We start from the raw sequence: 12,125 nt of genomic DNA on the forward strand, positions 1-12,125 counted from the left end.
ACTCAGCGGATGGCACACTAGCCGCTGCCGTGTCCCTGAAGTCCTCCTTCTCGTCGCTGCGCGCCGGCGCCGCCGCCCTCATGCAGCGGCCGCTGTTCCGCGAGGGCGTGCGCGACACGCTGCCCATGGCCTTCGGCATCGGCGCCTGGGGCATCGTGGCCGGCGTCGCGATGGCCAAGAGCGAGATGGGCATCCCGCTGGCGGTCTTCATGTCGGTGCTGGTGTACGCGGGCTCGGCGCAGATCGCGGTGCTGCCGCTGATCGCCGCCGATGCGCCGATGTGGATCGTGTGGGCCGCGACGCTGTGCGTCAGCCTGCGCTTCATGGCTTTCAGCTTCCACTACCGCCCCTACTTCGCGCACCTGCCGCGCAAGCGTCGCGTCGCGCTCAGCTTCCTGATGGGCGACACCAACTTCGCGCTGTTCATCCGGCGGTTCCCCGAGGCGCAGCCCGGCGGCGACTACGCGGATTACTTCCTCGGCAGCGCGCTCATCACCTGCGCGATGTGGCAGGCGTCCATCATCACCGGCATCGTGGCGGGCCACGCGATCCCGCCGTCATGGGGCCTGGGCTTCGCGGGCACGATGGCGCTGCTCGCGCTCACCTGCAACCTGCTGCGTGATGCGTCGACGTGGCTGGCGGCCATCGTCGCCGCCTGCGCGGCCGTTGCCGCCTACGCGCTGCCCCTGCGCCTGAACATCGTGGTGGCCATCGCCGCCGCGGTTGCCGTGGGCGCGCTCGCGCAGCATGCGAAGCGCCGGCGTGCAGGGGCTGCGCCATGAGCAGCTGGGAGATCTTCTTCACCACGCTGGGCATGGCCGCGATCACGCTGCTGTGCCGCTCGTTCTTCCTGCTGCCCAGGAACGACCTGCCGATGCCGCGCTGGCTGCGCGAGGGCCTGGCCTATGCGCCGACGGCCGCGCTCGCCGCGGTGGTGATGCCGGAGCTGGTCATGACGCAAGGCCATTTGATCGACACGTGGCGCGACGCGCGCGTCTTCGGCGCGCTGGCGGGGCTGGCCTACTACGCCTGGCAGCGCAGCCTGTTCGGCACCATCGCGTGCGGCACCGGGGTTATGCTGGCGCTGCGGTTCGGCCTCGGCTGGTAGCAATGACCCTGACGACATCCCGTATCGATGCAGACGCCCTGCGCGCGTGGGTCGGGCGCACGGAAACCCTGGACGAGGAAATCGTCGCGGCGTCCGTGCGCGGGCTCGCGGCGACGCTGGACCTCAAAGCAGCCCCGCAGCCCGGCGACGAACTCCCGCCGCTGTGGCACTGGATGTTCTTCGCGACGCGCGCGCCGCAGTCGCAGCTGGGCGGTGACGGGCATCCGAAGCTGGGCGGCTTCATGCCGCCGGTGCCGCTGTCGCGGCGCATGTGGGCGGGCGGGCGGCTCGAGTGGCTCGCGCCGCTGCGCGTCGGCGACATGGCGACGCGCGTCTCGCGCATCGCCGCCATCGAGCACAAGGCGGGCCGGTCCGGTGACCTGGTGTTCGTCACGGTGCGGCACGAGGTCTCGGCGCGCGGCCAGTTGGCGCTGACCGAAGAACACGACATCGTCTACCGCGCGCCGGCGCAGCCGGGCGACCCCGTTCCGCAGCCGCAACCCGCGCCGACGGATGCGGCGTGGTCGCGCGAGGTCCGCGCCAATGCGGTGATGCTGTTCCGCTATTCGGCATTGACCTTCAACGGCCATCGCATCCACTACGACCGCAGCTACGCGGCCGAGGTGGAAGGCTATCCCGGGCTGGTCGTGCATGGCCCGCTCATCGCGACCTTGCTCGCAGGCCTCGCGCAGGAGAACAGGCCCGGCGCGCGCTTGCGCCGCTTCGACTTCAAGGCCGTGCGGCCCGTCTTCGACATGGACGCCTTTCGCATCTGCGGCAAGCCCGACGGCAAGATGGCGAACCTCTGGGCGCAGGACCACGAAGGCTGGCTCACCATGCGCGCCGAGGCGCACTTCGAATGAAAACGCAGATCCCCGCCCCGGACCAATTCCAGGACATCCGCGACGCGATGCGCGACCTGTGCGGCCGTTTCGACTCCGCGTATTGGCAGGGTATCGATGCCGCGCGCGGCTACCCCGAGGCGTTCGTCGATGCGCTCACCGGCGCCGGCTGGCTCGCCGCGATGATCCCGGCGGAGTACGGCGGCTCGGGCCTGGGCCTGGCCGAAGCGTCGGTGGTGATGGAGGAAGTGAACCTGTCCGGCGGCAATGCGGGCGCGGTGCACGGCCAGATGTACAACATGGGCACGCTCCTGCGCCACGGCTCGCCGCAGCAGAAGCAGCAGTACCTGCCCGCCATCGCCAGCGGCCAATTGCGCCTGCAGACGATGGCCGTGACGGAGCCCACCACCGGCACCGACACCACGCAGCTCAAGACGACGGCGGTGCGCAAGGGCGACCGCTACGTCGTCAACGGCCAGAAGGTGTGGATCTCGCGCATCCAGCACTCGGACCTGATGATCCTGCTGGCGCGCACCACGCCGCTGGCCGAGGTGAAGAAGAAGAGCGAGGGCATGAGCATCTTCCTCGTCGACCTGCACCAGGCCCTCGGCAAGGGCATGACGGTGCGGCCGATCATGAACATGGTGAACCACGAGACCCACGAAGTCTTCTTCGACAACCTCGAGGTTCCCGCGGAGAACCTCATTGGCGAGGAAAGCAAGGGCTTCAAGTACATCCTGGACGGCCTGAACGCCGAGCGCACGCTGATCGCGGCCGAGTGCATCGGCGACGCGTACTGGTTCGCCAACAAGTCCCGCGCGTATGCGAGCGAGCGTGTCGTCTTCGGGCGGCCCATCGGCCAGAACCAGGGCGTGCAGTTCCCCATCGCCGACGCGTACATCGAGACGGAAGCCGCGAACCTGATGCGCTGGAAAGCCTGTTCGCTCTTCGACGCCGGCAAGCCCTGCGGCGGCGAGGCCAACATGGCGAAGTACCTCGCGGCCAAGGCATCGTGGGAAGCCGCGAACGTGTGCCTGCAGACGCACGGCGGCTTCGGCTTCGCGCACGAATACGACGTGGAGCGCAAGTTCCGCGAGACGCGCTTGTACCAGGTGGCGCCCATCTCCACCAACCTGATCTACTCGTACGTGGCCGAGCACCTGCTGGGCCTGCCGCGGAGCTTCTGACATGGTGCGCCCGCTCGACGGCATCACGGTGGTATCGCTGGAGCATGCAATCGCGGCGCCGTTCTGCACGCGGCAGCTCGCCGACCTGGGGGCGCGCGTGATCAAGGTGGAGCGGCCGGGTGGCGGCGACTTCGCGCGCGACTACGATGAGCGCGCGCAAGGCCTGTCGTCGCACTTCGTGTGGGTGAACCGTTCCAAGGAGAGCCTCACGCTCGACCTCAAGCAGCCGCAGGCGCTCGCGCTGCTGAGAGACCTGCTGAAGACCGCGGACGTGTTCGTGCAGAACCTCGCGCCGGGCGCCGCCGCGCGCATGGGCCTGGCGTACGACGAACTGCAGCGGCTCAACCCGAAGCTCGTGGCGTGCAGCATCTCGGGCTACGGCGAGGATGGGCCCTACCGCGACAAGAAGGCTTACGACCTCCTGATCCAGAGCGAAGGCGGCTTCCTCGACGTGACGGGCACGCCCGATGAACGCTGCAAGGCGGGCATCTCCATCGCCGACATCGCCGCCGGCATGTACGCGTACACGAACATCCTGTCGGCGCTGCTGCTGCGCGGGCGCACCGGCGTGGGCTCGAACATCGACGTCTCGATGCTGGAGGCGCTGGCCGAGTGGATGGGGTTCCCGATGTACTACGCGTACGAGGGACAGTCCGCGCCGACGCGCAACGGCGCCGCGCACGCCACGATCTACCCGTATGGCCCGTTCCGCGCCGGCGACGGCCGTGAGGTGATGCTGGGCCTGCAGAACGAGCGCGAGTGGAAGGCCTTCTGCGACAAGGTGCTGCTGCAGCCGCAACTCGCGGTCGACCCGCGCTTCGACGTCAACCCGAAACGCAGCGAGCACCGCAGCGAACTGCGCCGCATCATCGAGGAAGCGTTCGCGTCCCTCTCCGCCGAACAGGTGATCGCGCGCCTCGATGAAACGCAGATCGCGAACGCGCACGTGAACACCGTCGGCGCTTTGTGGGACCACCCCCAGCTGAAGGCACGCGGGCGCTTTCGCTCGGTCGGCTCGCCGCAAGGCGATCTGCAGGCGCTGGTGCCGCCGGGCCTCAACGCCAGTTTCGACTACCGCATGGACGCGATCCCGGCCATCGGCGAGCACACGGATGCGATCCTGCGATCGCTGGGCCGCGGCGACGCCGACATCGCCGCGCTGCGCGCGGCCGGTGCGATCTGAGGCTCAGTCGGCCGTGATGCCCTGCGCCTTGATCGTCTTGCCCCAGAACTCCGTTTCGCGCTTGACCATGTCGCCCAGCTGCGCGGGCGGCAGGTAGCGCAGCTCGATCCCCGCCGTGTCGGCGCGTGTCTTCGCCTCGGGCGTCTCCAGCGCCTGCTTGATGCCGGCCGAGAGTTTCTGCACCACGTCGGGCGGGGTGCCGGTGGGCGCGAAGATCGCCACCCACGATTCGAGCTCGAAGCCCTTCAAACCCGCTTCGGCCGTGGTCGGCACATTGGGCAGGCCCGGGTGGCGGCCCTTGCCGGTCACCGCGAACGCCTTGAGCTTGCCGGCCTGCACGTGCCCCATCACCGATGGCGGCGTGGTCATGAACACCTGCACCTGCCCCGAGAGCACGTCGCGGATCGCATCGCCCGAGCCCTTGTACGGGATGTGGACCATGCTGGTGCCGGTCTGCGTCTTGAACATCTCCGTGCCGATGTGCGACACCGAGCCGTTGCCCTGCGACGCGTAGCTGAGCTTGCCGGGGTTCTTCTTCAGGTATGCGATGAATTCCTGCAGGTTGTTCGCGGGCACCGACGGGTGCGCGGCGATCACGTTGGTCGCCACCGTCACCAGCGCGATGGGGGTGAAGTCCTTTTCGTTCCACGGCAGCTTGGCCGACAGCCACGGGTTGCCCACGTGGTACGCGGAGTACGACGTGAGCAAGGTGTAGCCGTCCGCGGGTGCGCGCGCGACGAAGCCGTACGCCACGTTGCCGCTGGCGCCGCCGCGGTTGTCGATGACCACCGGCTGGCCGATCACCTTGGTGAGCGCGTCGCCGACGATGCGCGCCGACGTGTCCACCAGCCCGCCCGGCGGGTTGGGGACGACGAGCGTGACGGGCCGCGACGGCCAGGCCTGGGCCGAAGCCGTCGCGGGGAGGAGGGCGGCCACGGCGGCAAGCGTCGTGGCGAGGAGGAGGTGTCGGCGGTCCATGGGTCGAGCGTGCCACCAATGGAACGCCCGTGCAACGCACCCGCTTTCACAGTGCGGGTTCCAACCACCGGAGGAGATTCCCCCCATGAAAGCCCAACGCATCCTTACCGGCCTCGCGGCAGCGCTCGCGATCGCCGGTTTCTCGTCGGCCCGGGCCGACGCCGTCACCGACTGGAACACCAAGGCCGGCGAGCTCATCGCCGAAGCCCGGATGGGCACGCCGCCCGCCGTGCGCCTGATGGCGCTGGTGCAGACGGCCGTGCACGACGCCGTGAAGGCGGCGCGCCCCGGCCAGGCGTCCGTCGATGCCGCCGTCGCCGCGGCCAACCGTGCCGTGCTGGCGCGCGCGCTGCCCACGCAGGAGCAGGCGCTGGGCGCCGCCTACCAGGCCGCCATCGCCGCGATCCCGGAGAACGCCTCACGCGCGGCAGGCATCGAGATCGGCGAGAAGGCTGCGGCCGCCGTGCTCGCCGCACGCGCCGACGACGGCGCCGCGACGCCCGAGGCCTACCGTCCCGCCGCCAACGCCGGCAGCTACGTGCCGACGGTCGTCCCCGCCGTGCCGCAATGGGCGCAGCGCAAGCCGTGGCTCATGGCGCGCCCCGACGAGTTCCGCCCCGCGCCGCCGCCCGACATGAAGAGCGCGCTATGGGTGCGTGACTTCGAGGAAGTGAAGGGCCTGGGCAGCCGCACCAGCACGCGCCGCACGGCGGAGCAAACCGAGATCGCGCGCTTCTGGGAGTTCTCGCTGCCCTCGATCTACTTCGGCGTGGTGCGCTCGGTGGCCGCCACGGCCGACCGCGACGTCGCGCGCAACGCGCGCCTGTACGCCGCCGTCGCGCAAGGCATGGACGACGCGATGATCTCGGTGATGGACGCCAAGTACCACTACCAGTTCTGGCGCCCCGTCACCGCGATCCGCAACGCCGACAAGGACGGCAACGACGCGACCGAGCGCGATGCGGGCTGGGTGTCGCTGATCGACTCGCCGATGCACCCGGAGTACCCGAGCGCGCACAGCATCCTGGCCGGCACGGTCGGCGCGGTGCTGAAGGCGGAACTGGGCCGCGCGCCGGTGCCGGTGCTCACGACCACCAGCGGTTCGCTCAAGGGCGTCACGCGCCGCTGGACGCGCATCGACGACTTCATGCAGGAAGTGGCCGAAGCGCGCATCTACGAAGGCATCCACTACCGCAACTCGACCGAGATCGGCCTGGCCATGGGCCGCCGCATCGGCACGCTGGCCGCGCAGCGCCACCTGGAGCGCGCCGACTGAGGCCGCGCAGGAGCGCTGGGCTCAGCGCGCGAAGAGTCGCTGCAGGCGCGTGAAGACACCCACGGGTGCTTCACCCTGCGGCGACAGCCGTTCGGCCGTGCGCTGCCAGCGCTGCGCGAGTTTGGCGAAGCGGGCGCGCGAGCGCTCGCCGTAGCACTCCTGCTGGCGCAGCGTGTTGAAGTTGCGCGCGATGCGGCGCGCGAGGAGCAAGCGGTGGGCCGGCGCGCCGTTGTGCATGTACGCCGTCATCAGCGACAAGGTGGCGAGCCACAGGGACTGGCAGGCCCGTGCGAGCTCCTGGAGCTGGGCATCGGGGGAAGGCGCCGGGAGGGACTGCATCGGGGCGTGTTTCCTGGAATGTGTGGACACATCCTAGGAACGGCGCCCCTGTCCGTTTGTCAGCCCCCGGCATGAGGGCCGGCCCGCCGTTTCCGACAGCGGGCGTGCGGATTCGCCCCAGCTCAGCCGCTGCTGGCGGGTTCGCCGATGTCCTCGCCGCGCGCCTTCGCGTGGCGCTTGCGCCCGGCCGCGCGGGCTTCCTCGGTCGTGAATTCATGCGCGTGCCCGCTCTGGTGGGCGGCACGGCCGCCGAGGCTGGCGATCTCGCGCTGCTTCTGCGGGTCCATCGCCGCGAAACCGCGCGGTGAACGCGCGCGCGAGACGGGCGTGCGCACTTCGCCGTTGTCCGTGGGGGATTGCTCGTTGAATGTCATGGCTGTTCCTTTTCTGCAGTGCGGATCGGGCGGCGTCGTCCTACACGGCGCTGGCCAGGTTCTTCTGGTGGCGCTTGCGGCCCGCTGCCCGCGCTTCCTCGGGGGTGAACTGGTGCGCATGGCCGCTCTGGTGCGCCGCGCGCCCGCCGAGGCTGGCGATCTCGCGCTGCTTTTGCGGGTCCATGGCGGCGAAGCCGCGCATCGCGCGGGACCGGGTCGCGGAAACGCTCGATTCGTCGGCGGCAAGCGCCTCTTCGTAGGTGGATGACATGGGAACCGCCTTTCAGGCTGGCCCGGCGGGCAAGGAGCCGGGCGCGATGTAGGTCGGGCAAGATCGCTCGACAGCTTCCTTGTACTAGCGCGGCGGTGAAACCGAAAGCGCCGGCCGCTATTTCGGCGCTCTGTCCTACACCGCACCAAGTGCTATGTGCGGTAACGCACTCACCGCCGCTTGCCGGTGCGCGCGGGATGGCCGGTGGCGGCCGATCGCGGGCCGCGCGGGTTCGGCAATTCGTGCGTGAGCATCGCCGTCAAGTCGCCGTGCGTGCGCGCGTGCGCTTCCTGCCGGCGCACGCGCCGCACGATCGCATCGGCGATGGCCGCCGCCAGCAGCAGCCCCGCGAGGATCGCCACGCCGCTCGTGGACAACGCGCGCGCCAGCAGGTCGCGTTGCGCGGCGTCGACGGGCCGCGCGGCAACGAACACGCGCGCATGCCATCCCGAGAGCGGCACGCGGTCCCATGCGGCGTAGACCTCGCTGCCGTCCGCTTCGCTGGAGCGCTGCACGCCGCGGGCCTTGCGCAACATGGCCTGCAAGGGCTCCGGCGGCAGGCGCGCGCCGGCGGGCGCCGCGCCGCCGGATTGGCTGATCAGACGGCCCTCGCGGTCGTACAGCCGTGCGTGCCCGTCCTCGGGCAGCGGCGCGGCCGCGGCCAGCCGCGGCCACAGCGACGCCGCGAGCCGCACGCCCAGGACGTAGCGCGCCTGGTCCTGCTGCATCACGGGCAGCGCGATCGCGAAGCCCGCGTCGCCCAGCGCGGACACCACCGGCGCGAGCCGCGCCAGCGTCTCGCGGTGCACGTCAGCAAACGCCGCGGCCGGCGCGGGGCGCGGCGCCGTGTCGAGCACCACGTTGCCCTGCGCGTCCAGCACGAAGATGCTGTCCCAGTCGCGGCGCGGGCGTCCTTGCAGCAGGCGGCCCATCGCCGTGATGCGGCCCTGCTGGAACAGCTCCGACTGCGACAGCACCCGCAGCGCGCCGACCGAGGAGGCGAGCTCGCGGTCGACCGCCTGCGCAAACTCCGTCGCCGCCCGCGCGAGCTCGCCTTCGGTGCGTTCGCGCTCGGCGCGCAGCGACCCGTGCACCTGCCACGCCACCACCCCGGCAATCGGCAGCAGGGCCGCCAGCACCAGGCATGCGAGCAGCGCGTGCAGGGAAGGGCGGGAAGGGGCGGGGGGACTGCTCATGGCGCCGCGGCGTTTCGCCCACAGCATAGCGCCCCGGCGAACGGCTCGACTAGACTCGCCCCATGAAGCCGGACGTCACGCCCGCGATCGCCACACCCGCGGAAACGCAGTGGGTCGAAGCGGAACTGGTGCGCAGCCTGATGCGCATCGCGCGCAACACGCAGGCGGTGGGCGTCCTGCTGATCCCGGTGTTCGTCGGCGTGCTCTACGACGACCACGAGGCGGTCGCGCTCACCTTGTGGGCGATCTGCGCGCTGGCCGTGGCGGCGCTGCGCTTCACGGTGATCCGCAAGTACGTCCACGAGGTGATGGCGGCCGGCTCGCGCGCGCACCTGCAGTTCTTCGGCAGGTACGCGGCGCTGTGGCCGGTGAGCGCCTTCGTGTGGGGCTTCTCCACCGTCCTGTTCTTCGACCGCTCGCCGCTGGCCGACCAGTTCATCTGCTGGCTGGTGCTGGCGGGGCTGGCGATGTTCTCGATCAACAGCCTCTCGAGCCACCTGCGCACGCTGTTCCTGTGGCTGGACACGCTGGCCGTCACCAGCCTGGCGGTGATCCTGTGGCGTGTCGGCGTGGAGCTGCAATTCAGCGGCCCCTTCTACCACTGGTGGATCATCGCGCTGGTGGTGATCTTCTGGCAGGTGCTGCGCCAGGCCGGCCTGCGCCTGCACAACACGCACCGCCGCAACTTCGAGCTGCAGTACCGCAACAACCAGCTCATCGAATCGCTGACGCGCCAGACGCAGGCGGCGCTGGACGCGGTGGAGATCAAGAACCGCTTCCTCGCCAGCGCCGCGCACGACATCCGCCAGCCGGTGCACGCGCTGAGCCTGTACGCCGACTGGCTGGGGAGCGAACCGGAGCTGGTGCACGAGATCGCGCCGAAGATCGTCGAATCGACGAAGGCCGTGAACGCGCTCTTCGACTCGCTCTTCGACCTGGTGCGGCTGGACTCCGGCAAGATCAAGCTGGCCATCGAGCCCGTGGACCTGGCGCAGGTGCTGCACGACATCGAGCTGCAGTACCGGCCGCTGGCCGAGGCCAAGGGCCTGGAGTTTCGCGTGCATGTGTCGCCGGGTAGCGTGCTGACCGACGGCATCCTGCTGCGCCGCATCGTCGGCAACCTCGTTTCCAACGCCATCAAGTACACGCAGCGCGGCGGCGTGCTGCTGGCCACGCGCCAGCGCGGCGCGGGCCGGGTGCTGGAGGTGTGGGACACGGGCCTGGGCATCGCGGCCGTGCACCAGAAGGAAATCTTCCGCGAGTTCTACAAGGTGCCGGGGCATGCCGGCACGGAGGACGGCTTCGGGCTGGGGCTGTACATCGTGGCGCGCCTGTCGACGATCCTCGGTCACCCGGTGACGCTGGCGTCGCGCCCGGCGCGCGGCACGGTGTTCCGCCTGACGCTCAAGCCCACCGACGCGAAGCAGGCTGCCGAGCGGGCGACCGCGGCGTCGACGACGCTTCAATTGGTCAGCATGCCCTGAGCGCGACTAGGCGGCTTCCGCGAGCTGGTGGCGCATCGCGTAGGCGTACAGGTCCAGGCGGTTGCACACCTCGAGCTTGCTGTAGATCGACGTGAGGTGGTTGCGCAGCGTGTGTTCGCTGATGCACAGGCGCCCGGCGATCACCTTCGCGGGCGCGGCGCAGTCGCGGGTCATCGCCGCGATGGCCTGCCGCTCGCGCATGGTGAGCGTGGCGATCTTCGACTTCTCCGGGTCGCGGCCTTCGGCGGCCTTCTGGCGCGCCATCTCCATGAACAGGCGGCTGGTGGCGCCGCGGTCGATCCACAGCTCGCCTTCGTTCACCTTCTCCACCGCCTTGAGCAGGATCTCGGGCGCTTCCCAGTTCTTGACCACGCCGCGTGCGCCGGCCAGCACGGCGCGGTCGGCCAGCGTGGTGTCGCGCGAGCCCGTGATCATGAGGCAGCGCGCGCTGGGCAGGCTGTCGTGCAGCAGCGTGAGCTCCAGGAGGTCGGCGTCGCAGTCGATGGCGATGGCCACCAGGCAGGTGGGACGCCCCGCCATCTCCGCCAGGGCGACCCCGGCGGTGCGCGCCGCGCCGGTCATCTCGATGTGCGGATGGCCGGATTGCAGGAGCCGCTCGAGGCCCCACGACGTCATCGCCGGCGCGATCACGTATACGCGCGCGGCACTCATTCGAATCACGGACATCCTGGCTCCCTTGTTTTCGCATTGCAAAGGCGGCAAGCGTTTGGCGGATGGTAGGGGCGCGTGTGAGCACTTGTGCGTTCGCGTTGCAAAGCCTTGCGCGCCTTTCCGAATCTGCAGCCACTGCCGCGTATCGCGCGGCGCTGTATGTGCGGCGGCGTACGAAAACGGGCGCCTTGTGTGCGGTGGCGAACGCGCGCGGCGGGGGAGGGCATCCCCTCCAAAACGGTTGGTTCCGTCCCCGTCGGCGCCGCCGTGCCCCGCACACTGGCGCATGTTCCTCGAGAAGCGCTGCGAGCCGCGCGTCGTCATGGCGCTCCCCCTGAAGGTCGGCGACGGGCTGGCCGCGGTGACGCGCGACGTGAGTCCCTCGGGCCTGTACTTCCGCATCGCCGGCGACACGGCGCTGGAGGGCACGCTGCATTTCGAGATGGACCTGGAGGAGGCCAACATGAAGTTCACCGCCAGCGGCAGCATCGTGCGGATGGAGCGCGGCGCGGGCTTCACCGGCATCGCCGTGAAGCTCGTGGCCGGCCACCTCGAAACCATCACCTGAGCGCCTGAGCAACGTCCCGGCGGGCACCGGGAGCCCTCCCACCCAAGTCGGGAGCACGCGCCCATACCCCGCGGCCGCGCCACTTCTATTCTGGCTCTCCATGAACGCGCTGGCCCTGCTTCCCCCCGGACACTGGCTCCTCGAAGGATTGCTCGTCGCAGCGGCCGTCATCGACTGGCGCACGTCGCGCCTGCCCAACTGGCTCACCTTCGGCGGCGCGGCTGCCGGGCTGCTCGCGAGCGTGCTGCCCCACGGCATCGGCATCGGCTCGAGCGTGCTCGGCGCGGCCGCCGCCCTCGCGCTGCTGCTGCCGCTGTGGCTGCTGCGCGTGACCGGGGCCGGCGACGTGAAGCTGCTGGCGATGGCCGGCGCCTTCCTGGGCGTGCCCGACGTCTTCTTCGCGCTGCTGCTCACGATGGCCGCCGGCGGCGCCCTGGCGCTCGGCTTCGCGGCGATGCGCGGCAGCCTGGGGCGCATGGTCGCCAACACCCGCGACCTGCTGCAGGTGACCGCGCTCGCGGCCGTGCACCGGCAGCGGCCGGCCACCGGCGCGATCGCATCGGTGGGCAAGCTGCCCTACGGCGTGTGCGTGTGCCTGGGAACGTCGGCCTGGCTCGCATGGCGCGCGCTGCAGGCATGAACCGACA

Annotated in this window: 15 protein-coding genes; 9 read left to right on the plus strand and 6 right to left on the minus strand. The window is 70.3% G+C overall.

Going from position 1 to position 12,125, the window contains the following annotated elements:
* Nucleotides 1–29 precede the first annotated feature (29 nt).
* Genes WG903_RS07425 through WG903_RS07445 form a run of 5 tightly spaced genes read left to right on the plus strand, consistent with a single transcriptional unit; the run spans nt 30 to nt 4,320 of the window.
* Nucleotides 30–782 carry an AzlC family ABC transporter permease gene (locus WG903_RS07425; protein ID WP_340073824.1) on the plus strand — a complete coding sequence of 251 codons (753 nt, stop codon included), beginning with the start codon at nt 30–32 and terminating at the stop codon, nt 780–782.
* Nucleotides 779–1,108: an AzlD domain-containing protein gene (locus WG903_RS07430; protein WP_340073826.1), complete on the plus strand. Its 330-nt coding sequence runs from the start codon at nt 779–781 to the stop codon at nt 1,106–1,108. The genes WG903_RS07425 and WG903_RS07430 overlap by 4 nt, the downstream gene beginning before the upstream one ends.
* A gap of 2 nt (nt 1,109–1,110) precedes the next feature.
* Nucleotides 1,111–1,971, plus strand: a complete 861-nt coding sequence (locus WG903_RS07435; protein ID WP_340073828.1) for an FAS1-like dehydratase domain-containing protein — start codon at nt 1,111–1,113, stop codon at nt 1,969–1,971.
* Nucleotides 1,968–3,137, plus strand: coding sequence for an acyl-CoA dehydrogenase family protein (locus WG903_RS07440; RefSeq protein ID WP_340073830.1), 1,170 nt, complete (start codon nt 1,968–1,970; stop codon nt 3,135–3,137). Before WG903_RS07435 ends, WG903_RS07440 begins: the two co-directional genes overlap by 4 nt.
* 1 nt (nt 3,138) lies before the next feature.
* A complete protein-coding gene (locus WG903_RS07445) occupies nt 3,139–4,320 on the plus strand; it encodes a CaiB/BaiF CoA transferase family protein (RefSeq protein WP_340073832.1) in 1,182 nt (393 codons plus the stop codon).
* Between the two features lie 3 nt (nt 4,321–4,323).
* Here WG903_RS07445 and WG903_RS07450 read toward each other — a convergent pair whose 3' ends face one another.
* The gene (locus tag WG903_RS07450) at nt 4,324–5,298 is read right to left on the minus strand and encodes a Bug family tripartite tricarboxylate transporter substrate binding protein (RefSeq protein WP_340073834.1); all 975 of its coding nucleotides are present in this window, start codon (nt 5,296–5,298) and stop codon (nt 4,324–4,326) included.
* An 85-nt stretch (nt 5,299–5,383) separates the two neighbouring features.
* Here WG903_RS07450 and WG903_RS07455 point away from each other — a divergent pair, with 85 nt between their 5' ends.
* Nucleotides 5,384–6,574: a vanadium-dependent haloperoxidase gene (locus WG903_RS07455; protein ID WP_340073836.1), complete on the plus strand. Its 1,191-nt coding sequence runs from the start codon at nt 5,384–5,386 to the stop codon at nt 6,572–6,574.
* A gap of 21 nt (nt 6,575–6,595) precedes the next feature.
* Here WG903_RS07455 and WG903_RS07460 read toward each other — a convergent pair whose 3' ends face one another.
* The 4 genes from WG903_RS07460 to WG903_RS07475 form a co-directional block, all read right to left on the minus strand.
* Complete coding sequence (locus WG903_RS07460) at nt 6,596–6,913, minus strand: hypothetical protein (protein WP_340073838.1); 318 nt, start codon at nt 6,911–6,913, stop codon at nt 6,596–6,598.
* 122 nt (nt 6,914–7,035) lie between these two features.
* Nucleotides 7,036–7,287, minus strand: a complete 252-nt coding sequence (locus tag WG903_RS07465; RefSeq protein ID WP_340073840.1) for a KGG domain-containing protein — start codon at nt 7,285–7,287, stop codon at nt 7,036–7,038.
* 40 nt (nt 7,288–7,327) lie between these two features.
* On the minus strand, nt 7,328–7,558 hold the full coding sequence (locus tag WG903_RS07470) for a KGG domain-containing protein (RefSeq protein WP_340073842.1): 231 nt from the start codon (nt 7,556–7,558) through the stop codon (nt 7,328–7,330).
* A gap of 170 nt (nt 7,559–7,728) precedes the next feature.
* Entirely contained in the window at nt 7,729–8,754 is a 1,026-nt protein-coding gene (locus tag WG903_RS07475; RefSeq protein ID WP_340073845.1) for a cache domain-containing protein, read from the minus strand.
* A gap of 62 nt (nt 8,755–8,816) precedes the next feature.
* Between WG903_RS07475 and WG903_RS07480 the strand changes: the two genes are divergently transcribed.
* Nucleotides 8,817–10,238: a sensor histidine kinase gene (locus tag WG903_RS07480; RefSeq protein WP_340073847.1), complete on the plus strand. Its 1,422-nt coding sequence runs from the start codon at nt 8,817–8,819 to the stop codon at nt 10,236–10,238.
* Nucleotides 10,239–10,244: 6 nt separating this feature from the next.
* Here the strand turns inward: WG903_RS07480 and WG903_RS07485 are convergent, their stop codons facing one another.
* Complete coding sequence (locus tag WG903_RS07485; protein WP_340073850.1) at nt 10,245–10,925, minus strand: response regulator transcription factor; 681 nt, start codon at nt 10,923–10,925, stop codon at nt 10,245–10,247.
* Nucleotides 10,926–11,196: 271 nt separating this feature from the next.
* Between WG903_RS07485 and WG903_RS07490 the strand changes: the two genes are divergently transcribed.
* Together WG903_RS07490 and WG903_RS07495 are read left to right on the plus strand one after the other, a co-directional pair.
* Nucleotides 11,197–11,478: a PilZ domain-containing protein gene (locus WG903_RS07490; protein WP_340073853.1), complete on the plus strand. Its 282-nt coding sequence runs from the start codon at nt 11,197–11,199 to the stop codon at nt 11,476–11,478.
* A 100-nt stretch (nt 11,479–11,578) separates the two neighbouring features.
* Entirely contained in the window at nt 11,579–12,118 is a 540-nt protein-coding gene (locus WG903_RS07495) for an A24 family peptidase (protein ID WP_340073855.1), read from the plus strand.
* Nucleotides 12,119–12,125 lie beyond the last annotated feature (7 nt).

This window comes from Ramlibacter sp. PS4R-6 (genome assembly GCF_037572775.1).
Taxonomy (GTDB): Bacteria; Pseudomonadota; Gammaproteobacteria; order Burkholderiales; family Burkholderiaceae_C; genus Ramlibacter.